Below are 26,179 nucleotides of genomic sequence, written 5' to 3'. Positions count from 1 at the left end.
ACACACCTGTTCTAAAATAATTGCTGACTAATGCGTCGCCCGTGAGATGGTTTAACTTCCCTTCTCCCGCCTGCAGGCATTTTTATGAAGGACGTTCTCATTCACTGAGCCAGCGGCATTTAAGATGATTTCTCGTCAGGAAATGTAAAAAATTTATGATTTTCTGAGGAGTTATATGTTGCCGCGATAACAATTTTCTTTTTTTATAATTAAAATGTTTTTTCTGCCGATAAATATGCTGGAGGTTTGGCTTACAGACACGTTTTTCAGTATATCAATCACTTATGATGGCAGGAAATAAAGATGACGATTACACAGCGATTACTGCTTACCTTTTCACTCCTTTCTGCAGCACTGGTCACGATGGTCATCGTGGCCGTCGTCGTTGCCGGAGGATTTCAATCCCGCTTTCAGTACGTGCAGGAGAACACCGTTCCGTCACTGCTGGACATCGGCAAAATGGTAGACGGAAGTAACTCCCTGATTATCTGGCTCTACCGTCACCAGAGCGCAACAGACCTCAGGCGTCAGGCCGAAATTGAGAAGCAAATCAACGGGGTTATCAGCAATATTACTTCACTTAACGAGTACTACCTGAAAAACGACGTTTCGAACGAAGAAGACCGCCAGATTACGGAGTCAGCCTTCACCATCCTTAAGCGGATTGAATCCACACTTCCGGCCTTTCTGGCAGGCTCACGGGCGCAGAATGATGCGGTAGCTCTGGGTGCGCTTCAGGGAAATGACGGCATTGGTGAAGCCGCACGTCAGCTGATTGCGGTTTATCAGAAGCAGCTGAAGCTGAATGTAGACATCGGTAACAGCCTGCGTAAAGAAAATGACAAAACCTATAAAACGACAGTGTGGAGTCTGGTCGGTGGTTCAGCGCTGGCCATCATCATTCTGGCTTTCTTCGCACTCAGAACCATTTTTGGCATCCGGCGTCAGCTGAACGGTATGCGTGAAACGATGGAAAGTGCCAGCGAAAAGCTTGACCTGACACTCCGGGTTGACGCGTCCCGCCGGGATGAAATCGGCATGACGGCCCGGGCATTCAACCATCTGGTTGAAAACGTCTCCCTGTCGCTGTCAAAAGTTGAGGCGTCAGCCCAGTCAGTCAGCTCCGCGTCGGCACAGATATCAGCGGGTAACGAAGATCTCTCATCGCGCACCGAGGAGCAGGCTGCCTCTCTGGAGCAGACCGCTGCAAGCATGTCTGAGCTGAGTGAAACAGTTCGCCAGACAGCTGAAAACACCCGTCTGGCAAGCCAGCTGGCAAAGAATGCACATGAAATTTCAGAAGACAGTGCCGGTCGTGTCCGCACGCTGTTGTCCACAATGGGCGATATCAGAGGAAGCTCAGCGAAAATTACAGACATCATCGCACTGATTGAAGGGATTGCATTCCAGACCAATATTCTGGCCCTGAACGCTGCAGTTGAAGCGGCCCGTGCCGGTGAGCAGGGGCGTGGTTTTGCCGTCGTGGCCGGTGAAGTCCGCAATCTTGCACAGCGCTCATCGTCTTCGGCCCGGGAAATTAAGGAGCTCATCGAGTCGTCAATGGGCTTCGTCGAAGCCGGCTCCGCTCAGGCAGAAGGGGTGGGAGAAAACATGTCCAGAATGAACGATGCAGTACGCCAGGTCACTGACCTGGTGGATGAAATATCCGTGGCGGCCAGTGAGCAGTCTCAGGGGATAGGACAGGTACATCAGGCCGTCAATCAGATGGACGACGTGACACAGCAGAACGCCGCACTGGTTGAAGAGGCCTCAGCAGCCTCACGCTCACTGATGGAGCAGGCTGCAGCGCTCAACCAGTTGGTAAACACGTTTACGCTTTCAGCTTCCCCTGCGTCAGCCCGCACGTCTGAACGGCCTTTATCGGCCGCAGCAGCCCTGCGTCCGGTTTCTGCCGTTGCAACCGCGGGCAATGACAACTGGCAAAGTTTCTGAAACCTGATATCCATTTTTTCTGACTAAAAAGGGCCGGCAAAGGCCCTTTGCCTCTGGGTTTGCCTGCAAGGAAAGTATGTTTCCTTAATGATGCACAATTATGTTGGCAATACCACCTGAGCTCAGGGGAGTGTTTATCATGTTGGAATTCTGTTTCTGAATAAAGAGTGGTTTCGATGCAGGGGCAGTGTTTTATCTTCCTCCATTACTACTCCGGAGAAATAACATGATGGATTGTATTTTAGCAGCCTCTTTTTGCATCGCATACCCAAGATAGGGACATGAAAAGTGCGTTGAACTCTGTCTTTATATAAGCAAAATTTCCGACAGATTGCCGATGAAGACTGAGTATGTTACGCACTTTTATCTTCAAATTTTATTTTCTCTCAATCAAAGAACATTGTCCCCTGTTTCGTCTAATGGGGCCCACAGCCCTGCTGTCCTTGCAGTTACACTGTGTTCAGTTTCTTTAATATTCATCCGTATCTCAGCTAACATCGAGGAATCACTCAAGCACGGAACGGTATACAGACTAATAATGAAATTATCTACTGGTCTGTCCTTTCGGGTTTTATATATCGCACGAGCATAATAAGCTCTATATAAGTCCTTTAAGTCGAAGCTGCTTTTAAGACTCAGTTTGACCTCTTTTTTGAATAAGGTGGGTATGGCATAGCCCATTGAGCCAGCCAGTGGTGCTCCGTAATATGTTTTTCCATCCTCAAGGCTTATGACGAGCTCTCCTTCATCAAGAATTGTCAATTCATTTATAAAATTTGGCATGTCTATCTCCTTTTGAGAATTTAGCCGTTTGACGGTATCCGGCCCTACCTAAACTGGGCGGGCCTCTTAAACTGAATTTGATCGAATCATGCTGTTGAATGAAATAACAAAAATTTATAGTTAATAACAAAAATGAAATTCATTTTAAATTATTGATTATTAATTAATTTATTTTAATGTTGCGATGGTGTTAAATGTGGCAGTTTTTCGGTTCATAAAAATATTATTATTAGATTCATAAAGTGTTTTGCTCTTTTGGTTATGCGTTTTTTAGTGAAAAGGTATGAGAAAAAGGATCTCGTAGAAAATTTCGTCTGGAGAGACTTTTTGCCCTAAGCACAGCCATTATCGTCCATGGAGGGATTTTGATTGATTCAAAAGTGGTCGGCACAACACGGTACACAGATTGTACGAATGGGCACAATCATGCTGTCTGAATCCAGCTAAGACATACATTGATGCGTCAGGACTACTTCCGTGGAGGGGGATAAGTTTTGGTTAAAGTTATACCAGGCATTTTATTCCTGCACATAATCCCTTTTCAGCCAATAGTTATATAAAACTCCTGAATGAGGCGGACCGCTCAATTACTAATTTTAATATTTCTGTAACTATATACAGTTTTTCTTGGAAGGTATTGAAATACTCCGTGACTACGGAATTATGATCGTCTTTAGACAGGCAATGAAACGTAACGTCGGAGGTCACTATACACTCAGCAAGCTCGATTTATTACGTGAGCCCGAACGGTTGAACTGGCACTACACGCTTCGTACGGCCAACAAATGGATCGAAACCCACACGACAACATTTCGTTATATTTCTCCTGCGGAAGGTAAGGAAAGGGTATTTCATGTTTTCAATCCAACAGGTTACATCTGATGTTTGCTTTGGTTGTACGACCTGCATTCTTCATTAGCAAATTCAACTTTGATTGCGTGGTTTCCATGGCCACTTTTTTTATCCCGTCACAGCATCTGTCATTAAATTTATGATTTTCTAATGTGAAAACTACTCTGCATAGTTGAGAAACTCTAAATTAAAAAATTCATGGTGCTTAATTTCTTCTGAAAATGCTTGTAAAAATTCATTATATACCACTGCTTAATTTGAAGGTGTTATTACCTAAACGACCTGTAAACAGTCCTGCTTCGATTAAATAATGCTTTATGACTTCATGCCTCCTAGTCGATATCAATATGTATCTTATTAAGGTTTCTGTTACGTGAGAGTAATTTGGTTTTTCTATTAGGATGCAGGACTAAAAAGACTCTGAAAGTTTCTCTTAATCAAGAGACTGCTGATCGCTTTTTCTAATGTATTCAGTCGGTAAGCTTTTTGGGGGGGCTTTCTGTAATTTGCGCGCTAAAGGATCGCATTGAATGTCCTGAGCATTTTGAGTAGTAATGGATGCCGTTTTTAGGGTGGTTGTTGGTCAGTCACAGCATTCATAAAAAGGGAATAAATATATGAAAAGCCACGAGCGCGGCGTTGTTATTAATGGCAGTATTAATATCCTGCACCAGGGATTGTTCAGACTTATCGAAACAGAGTGCGTTCAAAAAAATCTGCTTGTTCAATACTCAAAAGAGGTTAGACAATTTCGGCTTAATCAACCCTCTGAAAGATTTCCAGGATGTTATCGACTTGCCATTTTGTGCCTGGAGTATGGGGATTTTTTTCCACGCTGGCTGAGTAAATTTCTGACGTTCGCCTGGCAGGCGGAAGGAAATGTTTTGGTTTTTACTGACAGTATCGGGCTGCTCAATCAGCGCAAAAAAGGGTTGCTGAATCGACTCTGTGAGATTGAAGATGTTATGGATGCTTCCATGCCAGTTGAGTCCATTAGGGTGGTTTTGAAGCATCATCTAAGCAAAAAGCATCCTCAGCCTGTAAGGTGTAAAATATCAAAGCGCGAACTCTCCGTTATCGATGGCTTCCTCAACGGCATTGATGCAAGAACCCACTCAATGAACCTTGGCATCGAGACGAAAACGCTCTATCAGCATCGAAAAAACTGTGCCAATAAACTTGGTGTCAGAAATCTCAAAGATTTACTCAGGCTTTAGTTATCGGGGGAAGTAAAGTGCCCGTCATAAACATTCATAAAATCGACTGGTTCCGGCTTCTTACAGACATGAGCCGCCACGGTTATTCTTTGCAGGACATCGCGGAAGAACTGGATGTAGTTACTTCCACGCTTATCGGGTGGAAAAAAGGCGCAAGCCCCAGGCATCATACCGGTGAAGCACTCATTGCGTTGTGGTGTCGGGTGACCGGCAAGAGCAGAAGCCAGTTGCCCAAAGAGAAATATGTGCAGAAATTCATTTTTCACTCGTCAGCACGTAACTGCGGACATTCAGAAAAATGAATGCTAAGCGACTCATAGTGCCGGTGATCCCTTACCGGCACAGAGTCATCCCATGAAACTTGAAAGTGTTGTTAAGTACCACTGCCCACACGCCGTTACGCCCTATGTCACGCAGTCTTCCCTCTCACCCAATGCTATCAATGGCAGCGACATTATGGCTGCGCTGGGTATGACGCTAAAACGCGCGCCTCTCGGTTATTGCGCTTTTTTCGCCAAGATGGGCCTCAGTCGCCACGACCGGCAGCGCGCAATCCGTTTGCTCACAGCCACCGGTCTCAGAGAGTCATCCCGCTATCCGTCGCTCGTGAGTCTGAGCGATAAAGAACGGGAGTCTGTGATTGAGATTATTGCTCATTATGCATTTCTTGATTACGCTCGTGGCCCAGACACTGAGTCCCCATGTCATGCCTGCAAAAGTACCGGCACCAGGAACGGTAAACCCTGCAGTAAATGCGGTGGAAAGGGGACGGTTCGTGCTGCCTGCAAGGATTGTAAGGGACGTGGGCTTTCGATGAACCGGATGAAAAGTCAGTTGCAGGGGGTGCCGGTTTATCAGCCCTGTAAGCGTTGCGCCGGGCGAGGTTATGAACGCGTGGCCTCTGTTGTTGTTTTCAGGGCCGTATCTCAGGTAACGAAGGCGATTTCGCTCGATACCTGGAACAAAAGCCTCAAGCAGTTGATGAATTTCCTGATCACAGAGTTGCACAGAGAAGAAGCCTGGGCTGAAAAGCAATTTTCAAATATTACTAAGTCGTGAGCGATATAAGCGTTAGCGATGATGTAGGTTGCTATTTACTTTTCCATTTTTTGTGTTAAATTACACCCAATGATGGGTTAATGACTCTTCAGAACGCTTCCTGAGCCCTGGCATCTTTGTCAGGGCTTTTCTATTGGTCTGTCGCGCAGAACTTTGTCCGGGCCATCCTTCCGCTCCATTTCTTATTTCTCTGCGTGGCAAAACCTGATGAGCAAACTGACAACTGGTGTCGCATACAGCGCATCTGCGGGCGAGATTGTGCATGGTGTCCTGACCTATTTCAGCCCGGAAGAGTGGAGTGCTGTGGGCGTTTTAACGGGCATCAGCATTGCCACTGTGACCTGTGTAATCAACTGGTATTACAGGCGGAAATCGACGCTCGCTGAAATTCAGGCAATTCGATGCGAATGCCAGGATAAGTCCAGCTGAGGCATGGCCATTTCTCCGTTCCTGCGCAAAAGGCTTCTGGCCGCAGCAGGAACGGGGGCACTCACTCTGGCACTGACGCTGCTTGGTGGACAGGATGGTTTAGAAGGGCGACGCTATGTCCCGTATCACGATGTCGCAGGTGTGCTGACTGTCTGTGACGGTCATACCGGTACAGATATTGTCAGAAACAAAACCTATACCGACCGGGAGTGTGACAGCCTCCTGCATGCTGACCTGAAGCCAATACAGGCAAAAGTGGATAGCCTGGTGACAATTCCCTTGAGCAGGTACCAGCGGGCCGCACTTTACAGCTTTGCTTACAACGTCGGACCTGAAGCGTTCTCCAAATCTTCTCTTCTGAAAAAACTTAATGCTGGTGATAAGGCTAATGCATGCAATGAACTGCGCCGCTGGGTCTATTCCGGCGGCAGGAAGTGGAAAGGGCTGATGAAACGCAGAGAAACCGAGCGTGCACTTTGCCTGACAGAGAGCAACGATGACCTTAAGCAGAATTAACTGGGATGCTGTTGCTATCGCAATGCTGTTACTGGTTGTTATGGCGCTTGGTGTTGCCCTTAAGCTGCAGTCCTCTTCCAAAACACTGCTCATGCAACAGATCAGGCAACTGGAGCAGGAAAAGGTTTCATCTGAAACTATAGCGACGAACCTCCTAGTAACGACGAAATTCTTCAACCAAATTGCTCGGGCAACTCAAGATGATAATCAGACCACCCATGCTGAAAGTGAAAGCAGGGTGTTGGTTATTCATAAACTGGTTAAAAGCAGCCGCTGTGCCTCTGTACCTGTTCCTCGTGGCGCTGCTGACCAGTTGCGTGCGCACCGAAACAAGGTTCGTTCCGGTTCCCCCAGCGCCGATACCAGTCAGTTTGCTGGCTGACTGCGCTGTGCCTTTAATCCCTGACCCGTTAACTTGGGGAGAAAGTCTGGAGCTGAATGAGCAATTGCTGACTACGGTGGAGAACTGTAATAACGACAAGGCAGCCATACGCGAGATTGAGCAGCACCGCGCAGCGAACACAATTCATAAAAGCTGAATCAATAGCAGATATTCCCTTTTTAAGTTTCCACCTCTCTTTACTCAGGTCCTTAACAATGAATCCCTCTCCAAATGAAACTTCTGAACGATGCGTTATTCGCATTGGTGTTTTTTTTGATGGTACCGGGAAAAACGGTAATGCGAATAAATCAGAGCAGGACGTTATGTTCTGTGCCACGAATGTTTACAGGCTGTATCAATACTATGGACTCTCTGCAGACGACTCAAAGGGGAGTTGGACTGGCAAAGTATATGTTGAAGGAATTGGTACGTTGAACAACGAACCTGACAGTCTCTATTCCATTGCCACGGGTGATGAAGATATCTGGGGTCGTCAGGGGTATGGCCCCGATTCCAAACTTAACTTATGCCATGAGCGAATCAAATCTGAACTCATCAATATGCTATCGAAAGCTGACAGTGAATGTAAAAGCGTGTGCATAGAGTTTGATGTTTTCGGGTTCAGCAGGGGCGCGGTTCTGGCTCGTCATTTTACTAATACCGTAAATGACCAGGCTGCTGAGCTGTCAGTTATGCTCTCCGATGCAGTTAACAAATGTGGTTATCAACTGTCAGGTCGTCCTGTCGTTAATTTTCTCGGGTTATTTGATACCGTGGGGAGCTTCATGGACAAGACGGCGTTCAGTAATGATCCTCATGATACGGCTTACACTCGCAACCTGAAGGTCACGGTACCAGGCGGTGCTGCAAAATATGCATTTCAGTTAAATGCACTGCATGAGTGCCGTTATAACTTATCATTACACACGCTTTCTGGCTGCTATCCTGAGCTGACGATTGCCGGCGCACACTCAGATGTGGGAGGCGGATATCCAGAGACATTGAATGAGCATCAAAAGGTGTCTGACAGGTTTTTCTTTCCATTTCACTGGGCAAAAACTCGCGTTGAAAATGAGCTCCATGAAACACTTTACAGTGAAAAGTGGCGCTTACTTAAAGGGCGCATTTCTTTTCAGGGTTCGGAGCGCTGGCATTCTATCGCGACCAGTGAACGTGTTGTGAAGGGGCACCTGCAGTTTATAGCTTTTCTGGTCATGGTAATGGTTTCAGAAAAATACGGTTGTACCTATCATCCGGATTATAAAAAATATGAAAGCCTTATCCCTGATGCGCTCAAAGAATACCATCAGCATGTGATGTCAGCGGCGCACGATGCTCTGGAAGGTAAATCACCTCAGCTGGATAAAACGTTAATCAATAAGGTGATGCCCGACTATGTTCATCTCTCTGCATCATGGGAGACGCTGGCGGATATGTTTGGTGACCTGAGACATAACCGTGAGATGCTGATGTGTAGTGAAGAGGAAAGTGGCAACAGTGATAAAGTTATTGACCTGTCCATTATGAACAACTTCTGGCCTAACAGGCCCGATGAAAACTGGGAAAGAAAGATATTCGATTGACCAGGCTTCAATAAGAATAATTGGTTTACACCTCAATAGCTTTGTAAGCTTCATCGCTCTTTTATTTTTGTATCTTGCGTTATTTGTTGGTGATTGATTAAGTAATCCCATGATTATAAAGAATAAATTACAAATGGGGCTTAAGCATGGCTAGTTTTAATTATTAATTAAAGTTTTCCCTTGCAATGCCGATCAATATGTCTTTCTGATTAAATGGTGTTTGAATGGAAACTTTGAAAGCTTATAATCTTGGTGATTGGGCTATAATAATCGGTTTGATTGTTTTTGTTGCGCAAACCATATTTAAAGCAATAGTTGAGCAATCCCTAAAGAAAAAACACGAAATAAACTCTAAAGCTGTTTTAGTTGCTGATTTGCTGGCTGAATGGGTTAGTCATCCTCAAGATAAGAGAAAACTCAGGCAGCTCACTAATGAAGCGTTTTTATGGCTTCCTTCAAAACTAGCAACAGAGCTGTCAAAAGTTCTTGCTGATAGGGATGACGCTTTGGATTATCGGCAATTAATGACTCTGTTAAGAAAGCACCTCTTGGGTAATAAAGATGATTTTGAAACTTACCGCTTTATTGTTTATCCTCTAACAGAACATGAGAAAGCAGAGATCGAAAAAAAGAAAAATGATGCTGCTGAATATATGGCTTCCATTAAAGATGGAGATGGCGCGAAAAAGTGATTGATAAATTTTTCTTAATTTACGCCTTCAATATTTTCTAGTTTTAAATTACTTCGGCAGTATAGGTTTGAAGTATATTAAAGGTAATCTAAATTATTTGGTGAGATTTTCATTGCCAAAAATTTTGGTCGAGAAATAAGCAAGTAGAATTAATTATATATGGTGACTAAATAGCCCGCTTGACGGGCTAAAAATAAAAATCTGATAATATTTGTATAAATTGATTGGTATATGTGAAAGCAACTCATATCGCGATTTTAGTTGTGAATATTGAAGGTGGTATTATTTTTATTTACATGTGGAATTATATTAAAACCGTCTTCGAAACGAACATTTATTGTCGAATTTTTTCTTTGGTCACCTTATGGAAAGTTTTCATTTCATAGTGGTAATAATATGTGACTTCGTTAACTTCATCAATTTTATGAGTGCCCTAGCATAAGAATTTAAGATTAAATAGTCATATATGAAAAAATCGCTTTCGGTTGATTTTTACCCAATGCGATTATTAACCTCATCATGAAGAGTTAAGTAGGTGTGCAAATTTTGAAACGCAAGATCAGAGCGGCGTTTTAAGTGTCTTTTTCATCATTAATATATTTGAAAAAATTAACGGCAGGGTTTGAATTATTCAGAATTAAATTGCTCAACTAGATTGTGTGATTGTAAAGAGGTAGTCATGGCACTTACCGACAAACAAGAAATGTTCTGTCGAGAGTATCTGGTCGATTTGAACGCAACGCAGGCTGCTATCCGAGCGGGGTATAGCGCAAAAACTGCGAACCGCACCGGCTCTGAAAACCTGTCTAAACATGATATCGCGCAACGCATAAACGACCTTAAATCAGCGCGCATAGAAAGGGTAGAGCTAAATGCAGATTATGTGCTGAAGCGCTTGTTTGAAATTGACCAGATGGACGTGCTCGACATCATGACAGATGACATGAGCATCAAACCCGTATCGCAATGGCCAGCTTCATGGCGTCGATATCTGAGCGGATTCGATCTGGCCGAGATGTTTGAAGGTCGGGGCGAGGAGCGTGACATGGTCGGCATCCTGAAAAAGATTAAGTGGCCTGACAAAGTCAGAAATCTCGAACTGCTCGGCAAACACATTTCGGTGCAGGCGTTCCGCGAGCAGGCCGCGACATCACTGACAGGCAAAGACGGCGGCCCGCTTGAAGTTGCGCTGCTTTCACGCGAGGAATACCGGCGGGCGCGCCGGGAAATGCTGGAGGATGACGACTGCTGAATATAAGAATGCTGCACGCCGTATAGAGTGCGAAGAGGACGGGCTTTATTTTACACGTTACTTCTTTAAGCAGCGCACCGGTAGCAGAATGATTGTCGCGCCCCATCATAAGGTGATTCAACAGACGCTGGACCGGGTGATTGATGGCGATATTCGGCGACTTGTCATCAACGTTCCGCCCGGCTATACCAAGACGGAACTGGCCACCATCAATATGATGGGCCGCGGGCTGGCGTTGAATCGCCGTGCCCGCTTCATGCACCTGTCCTATTCCCACAACCTGGCGTTACTGAACTCATCGACCACGCGCAGCATTGTGAAGTCTGCCGCCTTTCAGGGCATGTGGCCGATGGCGCTGCGCGATGATGCTGATAGTAAAGCCATGTGGTGGACCGAATACGGTGGTGGGGTGTATGCCTCGTCTGCGGCAGGACAGGTTACCGGCTTTCGTGCCGGGCATATGGAGCCGGGCTGGCAGGGGAGTCTCATAATTGATGACCCTGTAAAGCCTGATGACGCCTTTAGTGAGGCGGTGCGGAACGGGGTTAATACCCGCTTTAACGAGACCATCCGTTCCCGACTGGCCATCGAGACCACGCCTATCGTGGTCATCATGCAGCGTATCCACTACCAAGACCTGAGCGGTTACCTGTTGCGCGGCGGTAGTGGTGAGCACTGGCATCATCTCAACCTACCGGTATTGATTGATAACAGCGAGCCATATTCATCGCTGTATCCGGAAAACTCGCACGCGATTCCGATTGAACATGGTCTGTCTGATGGATGGCTGTGGCCTTATAAGCACAACGAATCTCACCGAGTCTCATTGTTTTCACACCGACGCACTGCTGAGGCGCAGTACATGCAGCGCCCGAGGCGGTTTAACGCTGAAGGTGCGCTCTGGACTGAGACAATGGTGTCCGAAGCCCGGACGCTTGAGATTGCACTGGAGCCATCGCGCACGGTCGTCGCCGTTGACCCGCAGTCGACTAACAGCGAAGAGAGTGATGAAACCGGTATTGTTGTCGCAAGCAGTTACGGGCGAGGTAACGACCAGCTGTTCTCTGCTGATGCGGATTACTCCGGCAAGTTCTCACCTAATGGCTGGGCTAAACGGGCAATCCGGGCTTACGAAGAACATCGGGCTGAGGCGATTGTGATTGAAACAAACCAGGGCGGAGATATGGCAGAAGACACGCTGCGTAATGCTGGATTTCGTGGGCGTATCATTCGCGTCCATGCCAGTAAGGGCAAGTTTGCCCGTGCAGAGCCGATTTCAGCGCTGTATGAACAGGGGCGGGTGGCGCATCACGGAAACCTTTATCAGCTCGAGAACCAATTGCTTGAGTATGTGCCCGCAACAGCAAAAAAATCTCCGGACCGCCTGGATGCACTGGTCTGGGCCATCACTGAACTGTTCCAGCCAAAAGGCACGACAGTGCGACCATTCAATGCGTAACTGAAACTCTATGAGCAACGACGTCCGGAAGCGATCGCCTAAAATTGAGTTGATGGCCGGATGCTGGCCAATGATTACAGCACTGCTGGGCGGTACGTCTTCTATGCGGCAGGCAGGCAAAACATACCTGCCCAAATGGCCAAACGAGGAGGAGGCCTTCTATCAGAACAGACTGTCGGTCGCCACGTTGTTTCCGGCATTTTCCCGTACGGTCGAGGTGTTAAGCGGAAAACCTTTTTCCCGACCAGTGACCTGGAATGAGGAAGTTGTGCCTGCACGCATACGTGAGATGTTCGGGGATGTGGACCTGCAGGGCACCAATCTGCACTCCTTTCTGGCTGACACCTTTGAAGAGGCGATGGCCTATGGCCTCTGCGGCATCCTTGTTGAACATCCACCTGCGGATAAAAAGCTCTCTCTGGCTGAAGAGCGCCAGCGCGGACTACGGCCATATTTCGTCAGGGTGAATGCCACTAGCCTGCTGGACTACGACTCAGAACGGATCAACGGGCAGGAGACCTTTACGCTGCTGCGCTTTGTCGAAACGATCAGTGAGCGTGACCCGCAGAATGAGTTTGTCGTGAAAAACATTGAGCAGGTCAGGGTACTGAATCCCGGCCACTGGCGGGTTTATCGCGAAAAGCCTGATGCCATAACCGGTGTACTGTCATGGCAGCTACATGACGAAGGAACCACCAGCCTGAAAAAAATCACTTTTGTCCCGGTCTACGGCGACAAACGCGGCTTTATGAACGGCCGGCCGCCGCTGGCTGAACTGGCCTGGCTCAACGTCGAACACTGGCAGTCCCGCAGTGATCAGCAGACCATCCTGCATGTCGCCCGCGTACCGGTGCTCTTCGGAAAAAAGCTCGGTGATGGTCCTATTTCAGTGGGTGCGGCATCGGCCATTCTGTCAGAAGAAGATGAAGCCGACCTGCGTTATGTTGAGCACAGCGGCAAAGCCATCGAGGCCGGTCGCACAGACATCCTCGATCTTGAGGAAAAGATGCGCCAGGTGGGGGCAGAACTGCTGGTGGTAAAACCCGGCCATCGCACCGTGGTGCAGACGCTGACCGATAACGAGGCGAGCACCAGCGCCCTGCAGCGCATGGTCTGCGACCTCACCGATGCAGCGCGGCTTGCACTGCAGTACCTGGCTGAATGGACGGGTGAGCCCGAAGGCGGGCACGTCACCATCTTCAGCGACTTTGGTGCCACTACCCTGGCTGAAGCGTCAGCTGACTTCCTGGTGGACATGTATAAAACGCGGGCGCTGTCAGACGAGACGCTGTTCAATGAGATACAGCGCCGCGGCCTCATCAACAGTGAGCTCCGCTGGACGGAAGAGCAGACGCGGATACGCGCTATGCCACCACCTTTGCCAGTTAAGCCGGTCACCACACCGCCGGTTTAATTCTCTCCGGGTCCGTGCAGATGCAGGGGCCTTTTTTTATTGCCAGCCGCTGCGGATGCAGCGCGGCGCTATGGGCCGGATGGCTCTTACCTGGTTGGATAACCCTGATGAAACTGAAACTCGATGAGAACGGCCATGTGGTCGTAAACGATGGCAAACCCGTGTACGTGCAGGACGACGGCAAAGAGCTGGCATTTGATGCTCCCGGCACCCTGCAGACAATCTCGCGCCTTAATGGTGAGGCTAAGTCTCACCGTGAACGTGCTGAGAGTGCGGAAACGCAGCTGAAGACCTTTGAAGGAATCGATGATCCGGCTGCTGCGCTGGCGGCACTGGACACCGTGAAGAACCTTGAAGACAAGACGCTGGTGGATGCCGGTGAAATCGATAAGGTCCGTACTGAAGCTGTCCGTGCACTGGAAGAGAAGTATGCCCCCATCGTGAAAGAACGCGACGACCTGAGCCAGATGCTTACGGCGGAGAAAATTGGCGGTAGTTTTGCCCGTTCAAAATTCATCGCCGAGAAGATGAGCATCCCGGCTGATCTGGCGGAAGCCCGTTTCGGCAGCAACTTTCAGGTCGTCGGTGACGCCGTCACGGCGTTTGATCGTGACGGAAACAAAATCTTCAGTGCGGTCAGACCCGGTGAAGCAGCGGGGTTTGATGAAGCGCTGAGCATTCTCGTTGAGCACTATCCGTATAAAGAGCAGATCCTCAAGGGCACCGGCGCATCAGGCGGCGGCTCTTCCGGCGGAAATGGCAACAGTAGCTCAAACACACTTACCCGTGCACAGTTCGAATCCCTCAGCCCTCAGGAGCAGAGCGAACGCGCCTGTGCGGGTGTACAGATTACCGATTAACAGGATAACCCTGCATGTCTAATACCCTGACTCAACTCATTCCTGACCTGTATCAGTCGCTGGACATTGTGTCCCGTGAACTCTGCGGGTTCATTCCCTCCATCACCCTGGACGCCACGGCGGAACGTGCGGCCCTGAACCAGCCTGTCCGCATTCCCGTGACGCCTGCCGCTAAGGCTGAGGATGTGAAGCCCGGTCAGCTGCCTCCGGATGACGGTGACCAGGATATTGGCAATGTACCCATGACCATTACCAAATCGCGAATGGTCCCGTTCCGCTGGGAAGGCGAACAGCAGAAGGGCATTAAATCCGGCCCGGGTTATCATGGTATCCGCCGTGACCAGGTCACGCAGGCCATGCGTACGCTGGTCAATGAAATTGAATCTGACTTGGGGCAGCTGTTCCGCCGCGCATCTCGTGCAGCCGGTGAAGCGGGCAAAACGCCGTTTAAGGATACGCTTACTGATACTGCGCAGGTGCGTAAAATCCTCACTGACAATGGCGCACCACTGAGCGATTTGCAGTGCGTTATCGACACCACAGCCGGTGCCGCACTTCGCACCATGGCGCAGCTAACTAAAGCCAATGAGGCAGGCACCACGGCCTTACGTGCGCAGGGCACGCTGCTCGAACTGCATGGCTTTACCCTGCGTGAGTCGGCGGGGGTGGCCTCGCTGAATGGCCCGGCGGGGACCGCGTATAAACTCGGCGGAGATGACAAAATTGCTGTCGGGTCACACTATATCCCGGTCGCGATTCCAGCAGGACAGGTTTCCCCCGGTGATGTGATCATCGCAGGCAGCCAGAAATACATCATCGCCCGTGTGGATGCGGAAAAAGGTGTCCACATTTTTGCTCCGGGCCTGCGCGAAGACATTCTGAAAGGTGCTGAGCTTAAAGTCGTCGGTAAATTTACCGCCAACTTCGCCTTCAGCCGCTCTGCCATCATTCTGGCCACACGCGCCCCGGCGCTGCCGGAAGAAGGCGACATGGCGGATGACCGCATGATGATCACCGATCCGCGCACCAACATGTCGTTCGAAGTCTCCATGTACAAACAGTATCGCCGTGTGCGCTATGAAATCGCCGCGGCATGGGGCTGTCAGAACATCAAACCGGAACACAGCGCCCTGTTGCTGGGCTAATCCCGGTCAGCCATTTCAGACAATATCCTCTCAGATGAGGTCATACATGCTGACACCCCAGCAGCAGGCCGACGCACGTCGCTATATGGGCTATCCCATGACCGGCGACACCTCACCTGACGATCGCAGTGATGCGGCATACGCGCAGGTCACGTCGGGCCGTTACCAGACGCTGGCTCACCGGCTGACATCGCTGCGGACTGAGGAGGAAGCCATCGTAGTGAATTATCTGATAACGCTGGCCGGTCTGGAAAGTGGCATCATCCGGGCAGCAGATAACCTTGATACGGATAAAGCGGCTGTCTGGCAGCGCAACCGGTCAGAGGTGTCAGACCGCACGCGACTCTACAATCAGTGGCGTCGCCAGCTCTGCGGACTGCTCGGTATCCCACCTGGCCCGTCGCTGAGCAACGGTACATCAGTTGTGACCCGGTGCTGATATGGATGCATTACAACTTGCCTCTAAGGTGGATCAGGGGAATGGTAAAGCAGCAAAACGCCTTGGCATCAAGGCAATCCATTACCGTGCCACAACAGCCTTTAGTCCACTTAAAGCAGAACCTCTCAAGCATCTGCACGCTTCATTTATTAAAGATTATGGCTATATGCGCTCTGCGCGATTTGGGGAGGCGGCGCGAATCGGGATTTTTGATACAGCCGGTGTTGAAGTGGGTGATGTTCTGGTCTCATCAGAGGGGACGTATTACGTTGCCGCAATGCCATTGCTGCAACCTGTTCTCTGCGTCAAAGCCGAACGAATGATTAGCCTCAGGCGAACAGTCTATAATGGCCCCAAAACGGGGATTCAGGATTACAGCGGTATCACTGCCGCCAATGAAAAACTTATCATGTCGGACTGGCCTGCGAGTATTCTGTTGACCCGAATGGGCGTACACTCGCCGCTGAAAATCCCCGGTGAAACCAGCAGCGCGTGGCATACGATTCTGATGCCGGCTTTCAGAGGCATTGCCGTACATAGCGGCGATTTTATAACAGATGATACCGGTCAGCGTTACGTCCTTACCGGTACAGAGCTGACTGATAAAGGCTGGCGTCTGACTGCTATGAAGGTGACGGTGTAATGTGGCAAGCGTAGGTGATGTCTGCCTTTTTATCGCCAGGCGGGTGGAAAATACGATTTATCCGGGCGGAAATCGCTTGCCCGGCATCATTAATGCTGCGGTAAAAATCTATCCAGGCTGGCCAGTGCCGGGAAGCTTAGAGACAGACATTAATGCCGGTGGTGTGCACATTTCAGTCTGGCCGTTGCCTGCAGAACGCAAAATCAACGGCGCATTGGGCAGGCCCTGGCGCATTCTACCTAAATGCGAACCGCCCTTGCAGATTACAGTGAATGACAATGTCATAAGCGTTTCAGGTGTCTCATCGGCACTGACACACGTGCGGTTAAAGCTTGACGGGAAAGACTCCAGCTTCCAGTTCAGGCCACAAACAAAAGCTGAAGAGGTCGTTAAAATCCTCTCGGGAGCATTTCCTCACACATTCACTGTGGGCAGAAGTCTGTACGGCTTAAACGCTGAAAACATTTCAGCCGCGGTTACTACAGCGGGTATTGCCGTCAGAGAGCTGCACAGGCAAGTTAAAGATTTTCAGGTTACGGTCTGGGCGCCTTCGCCCGCTCTCAGAGAACGAATCGGCAGTGCCATCGATGGTACGCTGTCAGAGGAGTGTCATATCGACCTCAATGATGGGGTGCCCGCTCAATTGCTCTACCTTCGACAGTTTGATTCTGATAAAGCAGAAAACTGGCATGTTTACCGGCGAGACCTGTTTTTTAGCGTGAACTTTGCCACTACCCAGAGCATGACTGCACCCGAGATTATCAACGCTGTTGTCAGCCTCAATGGCCAGCCTGTTAAGCCCTAAAGCACGAACCATCCGAATCACGCAAAACACGGAGTACTTCTTCATGCCGATTTATTCAACCGGCGACCTCAACACATCCGCACTTACCGCACCTGACCTTTATGTGCAGGTGGTTCCGCCTAAGACATGCTTCATCAATGGCATCGCCACCGACAGTCTGGGGTTGGTGGGCGTGGCAAGCTGGGGGCCAGTTAACAGCGTCTTTAAGATAGGCTCAGATAATGACATGGCGTTTCTCCTTGGCCCACCTAAAGACCGGCAATATGACCTGGCCACCGCAACAACGATTTCACTTCAACTGGGTGTCTCTAATCTCAATTGTGTGCGTGTGACCAATGGTCAGGATAAATCGGCCAGTGGCAAACTCTCTGAGAACAGCCTTAAGAAAGCGCTCTTGTTGACGGCTGTTTACAGTGGTACACGCGGAAATAATATCCGCGCAGGAATAAGCCCCGGCACCGCGGTAAACACTAAAAAGCTTACAGTCAGTCTGCCGGGTGTGAGCGCTGAGGTGTTCGATAACCTCAAAGGTGAAGGCGATGGACTCTGGAAGGCTATGACCGATGCGGTTAATCAGGGACAATTAAACATCCGGGGCCCAAGCCAACTGGTGCGCGCAAAAGTAATTGAGTCTGATGCAACTGCTCAGACACCCGTAACAGAAGTCACGCTCAGCGGCGGCACGGATGGCGCGACCGGCATTACAGATTCCATTTTACTTGGTAATGATGGCACAGATATGCCCCGCAAGGGGATGTATGTCCTGAGAGGCACCAACTCGCAGGTCATTAATCTGGTGGATGTTACCGCAAAAGAATGCTGGCCAGCCATGGCGAAATTTGCTCGTTCAGAAGGGGCGTATGCAGTCGCCCAGGGAGCGGCTTCAACCGACTGCAAGGCCATGTCCGATGCACTCAACAGTTCAGGCGTGGATGACTGGCACTTCAAACTGATGGTAGGTGACTGGCCATTCTGGAAAGACACTGCTAACGGCACTAACCGCATGATCGCACCTGCAACGTTCGAGGCAGCGAATATTGCAGCCCGATCACCTCATATCTCTACCCTTAACAAACGTATACCGGGCATCATTGCGACTGAGCGTCAGCTCGCTGGCCGCCCTTATTCAGTCGCCGAAATTGGCAACATTAACTCAGCACGACTTGATGTCATTACCAATCCCTGTCCGGGCGGAAATTATTTCGGTATGCGATCGGGGCGAAATACCTCTTCCTGTCCGACCCAGAACGACGACACCTACACCCGAATGACCAACTTCCTGTCACTCACGATTGCGGCGAGCTTTGGCAGCGTGGTTGGTGACAATCAGACGGCTGATCTGCGCCGCGAAACCAAGAGCACTCTTGAATCATTCCTGTCCAATCTTGAGAACCTGAAGATGATTGGCGACCCAAATGGCGGGCCCGCGTTTACTGTGCGCCTTGATGCGGTAAATAACCCTGACTCCCGCGTTGCCCAGGGCTACATGACCGCAGATGTGCAGGTGAAATATCTTAACGTGGTGCGCTACTTCCTGGTGAATCTGGAAGGCGGTGGCAGCGTATCCATCTCCGTCGCAAACGACTTAACTCACTAACGCGTAAAACGTCAATCAATCCGGAGATAAATCATGCCAACCCTTGGCTATACCGTAGGCCGCGACATTGCTGTCGACATCAATACGCCGACGGGCAGGCTGCGCATTCCCAAAATCATCAGTTTTGATTCAAAGCCACAGGTCTCGACGCAGAAAATAACGCCGCTAAACGGCATCACCGACGAACTGCAAATCCCGACCGGCTGGCATGGCACCATCACCGCCGAGCGAATGGATGCCACGCTGGACGACTTCTGGGCAAAGTGGGAAGACAACTACTACAACGGCATCGACCAGCCCCGTGGCACCATCACCGAAACCATCACAGAAGCCAGCGGAACATTAAGTGTGTATCGCTATGAAGGCGTGTCGTTTCACCTCACCGATGCCGGTAACAAGCAGGGTGAGAAAACGGTCAACCAGACGCTGTCCTGGACAGCAAGTCGCCGTAAAAAAGTTAACTGAGGACTGAAATGTGGTTCACGTAAAAGTTCATGAAACACCTCCGGCATCAATGACTGAGGAAGACGTCAAACCAAACCAGCTCAAAGATGCCACTGGTCGAATTATCACCTTGCGGGAGTTGGACCCCGTTCACGAATCCCGTCTTACTGTCGCCGTTGGCCCGGAAATGGCCATCAACGTCATGTACATGAACATGTATGCCTTCCCGGTCGCGGCGGTTGCTGACATTGATGGTGAGGAGTACCCAGTCCCGCAGACTCCCAAACAGATTGAGAGCATGTTGGCCATTCTTGGTAAAGGCGGCCTCAAGGCGGTGACTGCCGCGCTGCGCGAAAAGTCGAAAGCGGATGACGAGGCTACGGAAACTGCCGCAAAAAACTAGCGCAGAACCCCGAGTTTATTAACCAGTGCTGGTTGATGAAATCCGGGGTTCCGTTCAGCGTCATATTTCCAAGTCTAACCGTGTTGATGCCCCATGAACGTATCGCCATGGGTATCATAATGCGTGAGTTTGAAGGCGGCCGCTATAACTGGAATACGGGTAGATGGGAGGAGAGTAAGTAATGGACCTCGAGCAGTTTGCCAGGCAACTGTCATCAGCCTCGGCACAAATTGCCACTGATCTTGAATCCACTTTTCACGCCATCGTGAAAGAGATTGAGGAAACTGCGAAAGAAGAGATTGGCGTTTACCAGCCTTCATATGGACCTTTTGACGCCTGGTCCCCGCTTGCTGAATCAACGAAAGCTGATCGCGTCCGCCACGGTTATACCGAAGACGAACCGCTTCTGCGTTCAGGCGAGCTTAGGGACTCAATCGAAAGTGAGCTGGTTGGCCTGTCGGCCATCGTTGGGACTAAAAGTCAGATTGGTTTGTGGCAGGAAGTAGGTACCGACCGTATCCCGCCACGACCGTTCATCGGGCCGGCATATGTGCGCAAGATTGATCCCTTGGTGGAGGCGATTGGAATGGCGATTTCGAAGGGTTATAAAGCTTATCGATAATCCAAAAACATGAGGCGAAACATTATAAATGTCTTTATATTTCATATGCCTAGTTAGGATTCCTCAGTGGGGTTGTTGATTTTTTTGTTTTGAGCATTGAAAAGGTTAGGTAGAGAGCAATAATGGTATTTAGACGAAGTTAGTGGCGAAATTTTTAATGTCGAAAGGCTTTAAGTATATGAAAAATATGATTTTTTTGCCGATAGATGCTTTTAGAGAAGTAAATGCAGATGGTATTGATAGATAATCATGACCTTAAGAAGCTGCTACAATGTTCTTAGAGTAGTTGAGAAGGGCTTTACTGGTTCTAACTCTAAAGCCTAAGTTTGTTGAAAGTATTTAGAGTAAAGATAGCAGAATCGGATTGTACGAGTTAAAGCTGCATGATAAGTTACGCGTCTAGTACTTAACTACTACCTAATTTAATTAAGCAGAGTACTTTAAGTAAGGTAACTTGCCCTTACATATTAAGCAGATGAACTAACTGGAGAGGGTCGACTAATGGTTAAAAAAATCTTTAGATTAGAAGAAGAGAACTGGGACGTATAACTCCTTGTTTAAGTAACCTAAGTATCTATAGAATGGGGGCTCATAGCCCCCATTTTTTATGCCTAAAATGACAGACTTCCTTTTGAATCGTTTGAGCGCCCTTTTTTCGTTGATGGGTGATTTGCTCGAAAAAAACCCAACTTTCTACCCTGGGGTGGCCGGTGCACTGATAGCCGTAATTAGCATACGCAACCAGCGCAGGACATCTCGCGAAAAAAACTCACTCGACTTTGAAGCTGCATACAAGCGTAATAAAGAAGTTGTTGAAGCTTGGTCTTCTGTGCTGGCGATCTATAAGGATCGAGGAAATTTCCCTCTTGAAAACTATGGAAAAGATGAGTTTTCTCAGACAGATAACGCATTATCTTTAAAGCTCATCTTTAACGAGTGGGAAAGGTGTGCAAATGCTGTACACAATGGTCTTTATGACGAGCTATATCTTTACAAAGTGTATGGATCGACGCTGATTTTTTTAGATGTGCATTTCGAACCCTATATGCGACAGTGTCGTGAAAAAAATCCTAGATTTTACCGAAATATGAAGTGTCTGGCCCTTAAGTGGAGGGTACGACGAGCGTATGAAGATGCTGAAAACGAAACTAAAGAATATAAAAAATGCCTTGCAGAAGCTCAAAGGTGTGTTGACAAACTTCATGCCAAGTTCTGACGCAGCATAATTTTTATTTAAGCAAGTTGTGAAGAGTAGTTTTTAGTATTTAACGCATCTTAAACCCGCTCTGGCGGGTTTTTTTACGCCCTTAATTCGAGGTCCTCATGGATGTTCAGGCTTACCGTGTAGCCGTGCGTCTGGTGCTGGATGACCAGATTACGCGCCAAATGCTGAAGGTCAGCCGTGATGTAATCGAGCTCAACAAAAAGTTCGCCACTATCACTAAAAACATCAAAGCGCTGAGCAGCGCAGCCCGAGAGGCGTCGTCAGCGCTGCGGGGACTTAACCGCTCTCTGAATAATCAATTCTCTGCTGCCGCCCGAGGTGCGAGAGAATATGCCGGTGCTATCCGTTCAGTGGCCGAACAGGCACAGCGCATGAGTCGCGTTACAAGTAATATGCCTTTGGTTGCTGGAAGCTACAGTGCAGCGATGACGTTAACGCTTCTGGCCGCTGGCGCAGCAACTGCAGGAGCTGGTGGGCGCGGTGGTGGATACGGCAATAATGGTGGCGCACTTGGTCTTCCTCCCCCTCGAGGTTCGGGCGCGGGGTGGCATGGCTGGAAAAATGGTGTACCACCTGGAGGCTGGGGTGGCGGGAGTGGCGGTGGACGTGTGGCTGGCAGAAGCTCCTTTTCAGACGGCATGACTAATCTGGCTACCGGATATCTGAGTCTGAAACTGCTAAGAGGCTTTGTGGATGAAGCTGCACGGTACCAGACTATGACTGAAAAGTTCAGGCAGTTCGGTATGGGGCCGACTGCCACGCGTGAAGCTCAGCATTTCGCGGAAACTTCGCGAATCCGGGGAGCATCAACAACCGACATGCTGAAATATCTCATGGAGGCTCAGGGGGTATTCAGCGAGTCCGGCGCTAAAACGCTCGATGAGCAGCTGCGCGCCGCAAAAATAGCGGCACCGGTGTTAGCGCGTATCAATTTCGCGTCCAGAGGGCTGGATGAACATCAGCGCGAAGCCACGACCGCTAAGCAAATGGACATGTTACGCTTCACGGAAACCGCTGGCGGACTTAAAAGTCCAGAGCGTTTTAATGAGCTAATGGATTCGGCTTTCCGTGCCATTCAGTCTTCTGGTGGAAATGTTGACTTCACCCAGTACCGTCAATTCATGGCAAAAGCGGGCACCTCAGCGTTTAACCTCACCAACAAAGCCTTGTTTGCAGAGCTGGAGCCGATTATCGGCGAGCTTAAGGGCAGTTCAGCGGGTGATGCGCTGATGACGGCTTATAACCGGTTAAACGGTATTGTGAAGCTACCTAATCAGGTAACGCACGACCTGATTACTATGGGCATATGGGATGCCAGTAAGATCGAACTCAACAGCCTGGGCGGGGTGAAGCGCTTTCGCGGCAATCCCCTTATCAACCCAAAGCTATTCAGCCAGTCACCGGTTGAATACTATGAAAACGTCATCCTGCCCATTTACCGCAATCATCACTTCACGCAAGAACAGACGCAGCGCATGAATGCCATGATATTCGGGCGGACTGGCGGCAAGATGTTCAGTCTCATCGATAAACAGCTTGAGACCATTCATCACCGTGTTGATGCGTACGCAATGGCACGCGGACTTAACGAGGCCTATGGCGCGGTCAGCGGGACCTACAACGGTAAGCTCATCGACTTTCATAAAAAATGGCAAAATCTGCAACTGGTCATGGGTAAAGACGGGGGGCTGCTGGACACGTTCACGCACTGGCTTGAAAGCCTTACCCATTCTGTTCAAATGATGACGGCAATTGCGCGCCACCATCCAGACATAGCCAAGTTTGCCGGGCATGCTGCACTGGCCATTGCGGGTCTGGCGACCCTCAGTGGTGGATTCTGGGCGCTTAAACATGCGGCAGGGGCGTTAATTACACCCTTTAAGCTTGTGAATACCGGCATTGACCTGTTAATTGGCCGGAGTGCCACAACGGGCCTGACTGGCCTTGCGGCTGCTCTCTCAGGCCTCCCGGGCATCGTCTCAGCCGTCACGCTCGCAGCGCTGTATCCTGGAAAAACGGTTACTCAGAGCCGGGAAATGGCTGAACGTGACAGACTAGCCAGGCAGAATGCGAGAGAGCATGGCGTAACATACAGACCATGGATACCAACGCAGGCTGACTTCGATAATCAAAGATTGCGCGCGCAGACTTATCGTAAAACCGGTATCTATCCCAATATACCACCTGTAGAAGTTCCGAGAACAGCGCAGCCAGTCAACCTTCTTATGACACATGAAGGCCGGCAAATACTGGTTGCGACGGTCATCAATGGATTAAGTCAGCAGGCATCCAGAGCGCCTTCATCCACCAGCACCTTCGACCCATCAATGCTGATGGTCTATCCCGGGCAGTCAGGTGAACTCTCAATACCGTAACTTCATACGGCGCGGCCAAAACTGAGGGTACTCTCAACCTGTTCCCGCTTTCTCAGGATTCTGAATCTTGATATCGCCATGCTGTTGACTACAGGGGTGATTGTAAAATCACAAGGGCTGGTATTTAACAGCAGTTATCGGATGAGAATATGCTTAAGAGTCGTCTTGTCGTTGCTCTTGTTTTAATGGGCTCTGGCGCTATGTCCGTTTCGGCTGGCTTGCCAAATCGTCCGGTAGGTGAAGAGGATGCAAAATCGAAGCTCCATGCTCCATTACTGGAGGGGTTTGATCAGAACGAAGCTTTGATTCGCGCTAAATTGCTGAATGACCCGATGTCTCCAGTTGTGGGGGGGCAAAGTACCCTACGTTGAAGAATGTAACCTTCACGAACTATGACTGTACATCAAAAATTTTGACAAGCCTGATTAAGCGATAAAGGCTCTTATATCGCTCATTAAAAGCAAACGTTGACCTGTTCAGAATAAATACAGCTAATGGTTCCTTTTCATTCAATAGATTTTCAGTGTGATGAATTAATTTATTCCTCTTATCAATAAAAGGGGTATGAGGATATGCGTACTGTTGCTGTTTCACTTGCTATGGCCATGAGTTTGCTTTGGGTTGGTGCTCCTGAGGCTAAATCAGCTCTACAAACTGACGATCAGATCCGTCAACTAATCATTGAAGATTCTATTGCTTCATACCCGGGAGTTTGTGCCTGCCCTTTCAATACAGCTCGAAATGGCAGTAGTTGTGGAAGAAGAAGCGCGTGGAGTAAGCAGGGTGGTTACTCCCCAATTTGCTACAAGAAAGAAGTTTCAAAAGCAATGGTAGATGAGTGGCGTAAAAATAAAGCTGCTTAATCAAACCCGCGAAAGCGGTTTTTTTTATGACACAGGGGTGCATCTCCTCATCCCGGTCATTAGCTAAACGTCTGGCAAGAAAAACCATAATTATGGGAATACCGCTCAAAGGGCAAAGAGTCGGGATTAGCCTTGCCCGACTTATTTTCATTTTCCAATCATAGGCGTAAGACATACTTGGCATTTATGAATTACCTGACGCCGTTCTCCCAGGGCTTTGATCCGACTATCACCAGACTGACGCTGGGCGAGTTCGAATTTATGGAATTTGAAGTTCCGGAGCGTATTGCTTTTCGCGGCAGTCAGAGGACAGTGCAGCATCAGCTTATAGGCGGACGGCGGATCATTGATGTCTTGGGTACGGAATACGAGCCCATAACCTGGTCTGGCGTCATCACCGGCCCAGAGGCAAGTTCAAGGGTGAGTGCGCTTGAGCGAATGCGGGATATGGGACACCCGGTAGTGCTGACGCTGGATGACTATCGGTTCACTGTGGTAATTACGTCTTTCAGTCCGGTTTATGAATTTGTCTGGCGCAGACCGTACACGATTGAAGTTGCTGTGGTCAGGAACGAGGGGGCACCGGATAAAACAGATGCGCTGACCGGCGCATTGCAAGGGCTTATTGACAGTGACATTGGTCGCGCGCTGGGTTTGGCAAATATTATTAACGTGGATGCGGTAAAAGAAGGAGTAAAAACTCTACATCAGGCTGTAAAAAAGGTCACAGACTTCGCTCATGCCACGGTTGTTCAGGTACAGGAGGTTATCCGACCACTTATTGCTGCACACAACATTATTGAGCATGAACTGGCCTTATTGGAAGCCGCTGCCGGAGAGATTACCTCCCTGGGTGGGTTGGTGCCAGGCCATACCATATCTAAGACCGTCAGCAACCTCCTTTTACAGTCAGAACATGTTACACAAATCCCGGCTTTATATCGTCTGCAAGAGGTACTGGGACGGCTCAACAAAAACGTGAGCGCAGGGCAGATGTCTGGAGGTATCAGGGCAGTAACGCTCTCGGGCGGTAACCTCTATCAGGTGGCTTCAGAGCAGTATGGCGACGCTTCACAGTGGATCAGCATCGCCGAAGTCAACCATCTCACCGATCCTCAATTGAGCGGTATTCATACCCTTAAGATACCCACCAACCCGAAGAGTTAG

Annotated in this window: 25 protein-coding genes; 24 read left to right on the top strand and 1 reads right to left on the bottom strand. The window is 49.2% G+C overall.

Going from position 1 to position 26,179, the window contains the following annotated elements:
- Positions 1-303: 303 nt before the first annotated feature.
- Entirely contained in the window at positions 304-1,953 is a 1,650-nt protein-coding gene (locus tag GC090_RS20135) for a methyl-accepting chemotaxis protein (RefSeq protein ID WP_324021830.1), read from the top strand.
- A gap of 390 nt (positions 1,954-2,343) precedes the next feature.
- Here the strand turns inward: GC090_RS20135 and GC090_RS20130 are convergent, their stop codons facing one another.
- On the bottom strand, positions 2,344-2,736 hold the full coding sequence (locus GC090_RS20130) for a hypothetical protein (protein WP_324021828.1): 393 nt from the start codon (positions 2,734-2,736) through the stop codon (positions 2,344-2,346).
- A gap of 1,469 nt (positions 2,737-4,205) precedes the next feature.
- Between GC090_RS20130 and GC090_RS20125 the strand changes: the two genes are divergently transcribed.
- The 23 genes from GC090_RS20125 (at position 4,206) to GC090_RS20015 (ending at position 26,179) form a co-directional block, all read left to right on the top strand.
- Positions 4,206-4,805: a LuxR C-terminal-related transcriptional regulator gene (locus GC090_RS20125; RefSeq protein ID WP_172913222.1), complete on the top strand. Its 600-nt coding sequence runs from the start codon at positions 4,206-4,208 to the stop codon at positions 4,803-4,805.
- Positions 4,806-5,159: 354 nt separating this feature from the next.
- Positions 5,160-5,864, top strand: a complete 705-nt coding sequence (locus GC090_RS20120; RefSeq protein ID WP_324021826.1) for an antitermination protein Q — start codon at positions 5,160-5,162, stop codon at positions 5,862-5,864.
- Positions 5,865-6,071: 207 nt separating this feature from the next.
- Positions 6,072-6,293: a phage holin gene (locus GC090_RS20115; RefSeq protein ID WP_324021825.1), complete on the top strand. Its 222-nt coding sequence runs from the start codon at positions 6,072-6,074 to the stop codon at positions 6,291-6,293.
- 9 nt (positions 6,294-6,302) lie between these two features.
- Positions 6,303-6,809, top strand: a complete 507-nt coding sequence (locus tag GC090_RS20110; protein WP_172913352.1) for a lysozyme — start codon at positions 6,303-6,305, stop codon at positions 6,807-6,809.
- Positions 6,790-7,191, top strand: a complete 402-nt coding sequence (locus tag GC090_RS20105) for a hypothetical protein (protein ID WP_324021823.1) — start codon at positions 6,790-6,792, stop codon at positions 7,189-7,191. Before GC090_RS20110 ends, GC090_RS20105 begins: the two co-directional genes overlap by 20 nt.
- Positions 7,192-7,406: 215 nt before the next feature.
- A complete protein-coding gene (locus tag GC090_RS20100; protein WP_324021821.1) occupies positions 7,407-8,774 on the top strand; it encodes a T6SS phospholipase effector Tle1-like catalytic domain-containing protein in 1,368 nt (455 codons plus the stop codon).
- A 224-nt stretch (positions 8,775-8,998) separates the two neighbouring features.
- A complete protein-coding gene (locus tag GC090_RS20095) occupies positions 8,999-9,466 on the top strand; it encodes a Sec-independent protein translocase family protein (protein ID WP_324021819.1) in 468 nt (155 codons plus the stop codon).
- Positions 9,467-10,145: 679 nt separating this feature from the next.
- Complete coding sequence (locus GC090_RS20090) at positions 10,146-10,718, top strand: terminase small subunit (protein ID WP_324021817.1); 573 nt, start codon at positions 10,146-10,148, stop codon at positions 10,716-10,718.
- Positions 10,705-12,177 carry a phage terminase large subunit family protein gene (locus tag GC090_RS20085; protein WP_324021816.1) on the top strand — a complete coding sequence of 491 codons (1,473 nt, stop codon included), beginning with the start codon at positions 10,705-10,707 and terminating at the stop codon, positions 12,175-12,177. Before GC090_RS20090 ends, GC090_RS20085 begins: the two co-directional genes overlap by 14 nt.
- A 70-nt stretch (positions 12,178-12,247) precedes the next feature.
- Positions 12,248-13,591, top strand: a complete 1,344-nt coding sequence (locus GC090_RS20080) for a DUF4055 domain-containing protein (protein ID WP_324021814.1) — start codon at positions 12,248-12,250, stop codon at positions 13,589-13,591.
- A gap of 107 nt (positions 13,592-13,698) precedes the next feature.
- Entirely contained in the window at positions 13,699-14,451 is a 753-nt protein-coding gene (locus tag GC090_RS20075) for a DUF6651 domain-containing protein (RefSeq protein WP_324021812.1), read from the top strand.
- Positions 14,452-14,465: 14 nt separating this feature from the next.
- Complete coding sequence (locus tag GC090_RS20070) at positions 14,466-15,596, top strand: major capsid protein (protein ID WP_324021810.1); 1,131 nt, start codon at positions 14,466-14,468, stop codon at positions 15,594-15,596.
- A 46-nt stretch (positions 15,597-15,642) separates the two neighbouring features.
- Entirely contained in the window at positions 15,643-16,035 is a 393-nt protein-coding gene (locus tag GC090_RS20065) for a hypothetical protein (protein WP_172913215.1), read from the top strand.
- Position 16,036: 1 nt separating this feature from the next.
- Entirely contained in the window at positions 16,037-16,678 is a 642-nt protein-coding gene (locus GC090_RS20060; RefSeq protein ID WP_324021808.1) for a hypothetical protein, read from the top strand.
- A 1-nt stretch (position 16,679) separates the two neighbouring features.
- Positions 16,680-17,483, top strand: coding sequence for a hypothetical protein (locus GC090_RS20055; RefSeq protein WP_324021806.1), 804 nt, complete (start codon positions 16,680-16,682; stop codon positions 17,481-17,483).
- 43 nt (positions 17,484-17,526) lie between these two features.
- Positions 17,527-19,080, top strand: coding sequence for a phage tail protein (locus tag GC090_RS20050; protein ID WP_324021805.1), 1,554 nt, complete (start codon positions 17,527-17,529; stop codon positions 19,078-19,080).
- A gap of 33 nt (positions 19,081-19,113) precedes the next feature.
- Positions 19,114-19,545: a hypothetical protein gene (locus GC090_RS20045; protein WP_029569574.1), complete on the top strand. Its 432-nt coding sequence runs from the start codon at positions 19,114-19,116 to the stop codon at positions 19,543-19,545.
- A gap of 10 nt (positions 19,546-19,555) precedes the next feature.
- On the top strand, positions 19,556-19,927 hold the full coding sequence (locus GC090_RS20040) for a hypothetical protein (RefSeq protein ID WP_324021803.1): 372 nt from the start codon (positions 19,556-19,558) through the stop codon (positions 19,925-19,927).
- Positions 19,928-20,108: 181 nt separating this feature from the next.
- The gene (locus tag GC090_RS20035; protein ID WP_324021801.1) at positions 20,109-20,549 is read left to right on the top strand and encodes a phage virion morphogenesis family protein; all 441 of its coding nucleotides are present in this window, start codon (positions 20,109-20,111) and stop codon (positions 20,547-20,549) included.
- 607 nt (positions 20,550-21,156) lie between these two features.
- Positions 21,157-21,765: a DUF4760 domain-containing protein gene (locus tag GC090_RS20030; RefSeq protein ID WP_324021800.1), complete on the top strand. Its 609-nt coding sequence runs from the start codon at positions 21,157-21,159 to the stop codon at positions 21,763-21,765.
- A 107-nt stretch (positions 21,766-21,872) separates the two neighbouring features.
- Positions 21,873-24,149 (top strand): hypothetical protein, encoded by a 2,277-nt coding sequence (locus GC090_RS20025; RefSeq protein ID WP_324021798.1) that lies wholly within the window; start codon positions 21,873-21,875, stop codon positions 24,147-24,149.
- 572 nt (positions 24,150-24,721) lie between these two features.
- Positions 24,722-25,012, top strand: a complete 291-nt coding sequence (locus GC090_RS20020; protein ID WP_172913207.1) for a hypothetical protein — start codon at positions 24,722-24,724, stop codon at positions 25,010-25,012.
- Positions 25,013-25,198: 186 nt separating this feature from the next.
- Positions 25,199-26,179 (top strand): hypothetical protein, encoded by a 981-nt coding sequence (locus GC090_RS20015; protein WP_324021796.1) that lies wholly within the window; start codon positions 25,199-25,201, stop codon positions 26,177-26,179.

Origin of the sequence: Pantoea sp. JZ29 (assembly GCF_035190385.1) — a bacterium.
In the GTDB taxonomy this organism is placed as follows: domain Bacteria; phylum Pseudomonadota; class Gammaproteobacteria; order Enterobacterales; family Enterobacteriaceae; genus Pantoea; species Pantoea stewartii.
The sequence above is the reverse complement of the archived record's forward strand: the minus strand, read 5'-3'. Positions and strand labels throughout refer to the sequence as shown.

Bases quoted from the DNA above. Each gene is read 5' to 3' on its own strand.
- GC090_RS20135 (WP_324021830.1), top strand. From the start codon at position 304: ATGACGATTACACAGCGATTACTGCTTACCTTTTCACTCCTTTCTGCA.
- GC090_RS20130 (WP_324021828.1), bottom strand. From the start codon at position 2,736: ATGCCAAATTTTATAAATGAATTGACAATTCTTGATGAAGGAGAGCTC.
- GC090_RS20125 (WP_172913222.1), top strand. From the start codon at position 4,206: ATGAAAAGCCACGAGCGCGGCGTTGTTATTAATGGCAGTATTAATATC.
- GC090_RS20120 (WP_324021826.1), top strand. From the start codon at position 5,160: ATGAAACTTGAAAGTGTTGTTAAGTACCACTGCCCACACGCCGTTACG.
- GC090_RS20115 (WP_324021825.1), top strand. From the start codon at position 6,072: ATGAGCAAACTGACAACTGGTGTCGCATACAGCGCATCTGCGGGCGAG.
- GC090_RS20105 (WP_324021823.1), top strand. From the start codon at position 6,790: ATGACCTTAAGCAGAATTAACTGGGATGCTGTTGCTATCGCAATGCTG.
- GC090_RS20100 (WP_324021821.1), top strand. From the start codon at position 7,407: ATGAATCCCTCTCCAAATGAAACTTCTGAACGATGCGTTATTCGCATT.
- GC090_RS20095 (WP_324021819.1), top strand. From the start codon at position 8,999: ATGGAAACTTTGAAAGCTTATAATCTTGGTGATTGGGCTATAATAATC.
- GC090_RS20090 (WP_324021817.1), top strand. From the start codon at position 10,146: ATGGCACTTACCGACAAACAAGAAATGTTCTGTCGAGAGTATCTGGTC.
- GC090_RS20085 (WP_324021816.1), top strand. From the start codon at position 10,705: ATGACGACTGCTGAATATAAGAATGCTGCACGCCGTATAGAGTGCGAA.
- GC090_RS20080 (WP_324021814.1), top strand. From the start codon at position 12,248: ATGATTACAGCACTGCTGGGCGGTACGTCTTCTATGCGGCAGGCAGGC.
- GC090_RS20075 (WP_324021812.1), top strand. From the start codon at position 13,699: ATGAAACTGAAACTCGATGAGAACGGCCATGTGGTCGTAAACGATGGC.
- GC090_RS20070 (WP_324021810.1), top strand. From the start codon at position 14,466: ATGTCTAATACCCTGACTCAACTCATTCCTGACCTGTATCAGTCGCTG.
- GC090_RS20065 (WP_172913215.1), top strand. From the start codon at position 15,643: ATGCTGACACCCCAGCAGCAGGCCGACGCACGTCGCTATATGGGCTAT.
- GC090_RS20060 (WP_324021808.1), top strand. From the start codon at position 16,037: ATGGATGCATTACAACTTGCCTCTAAGGTGGATCAGGGGAATGGTAAA.
- GC090_RS20050 (WP_324021805.1), top strand. From the start codon at position 17,527: ATGCCGATTTATTCAACCGGCGACCTCAACACATCCGCACTTACCGCA.
- GC090_RS20045 (WP_029569574.1), top strand. From the start codon at position 19,114: ATGCCAACCCTTGGCTATACCGTAGGCCGCGACATTGCTGTCGACATC.
- GC090_RS20035 (WP_324021801.1), top strand. From the start codon at position 20,109: ATGGACCTCGAGCAGTTTGCCAGGCAACTGTCATCAGCCTCGGCACAA.
- GC090_RS20030 (WP_324021800.1), top strand. From the start codon at position 21,157: ATGCCTAAAATGACAGACTTCCTTTTGAATCGTTTGAGCGCCCTTTTT.
- GC090_RS20025 (WP_324021798.1), top strand. From the start codon at position 21,873: ATGGATGTTCAGGCTTACCGTGTAGCCGTGCGTCTGGTGCTGGATGAC.
- GC090_RS20020 (WP_172913207.1), top strand. From the start codon at position 24,722: ATGCGTACTGTTGCTGTTTCACTTGCTATGGCCATGAGTTTGCTTTGG.
- GC090_RS20015 (WP_324021796.1), top strand. From the start codon at position 25,199: ATGAATTACCTGACGCCGTTCTCCCAGGGCTTTGATCCGACTATCACC.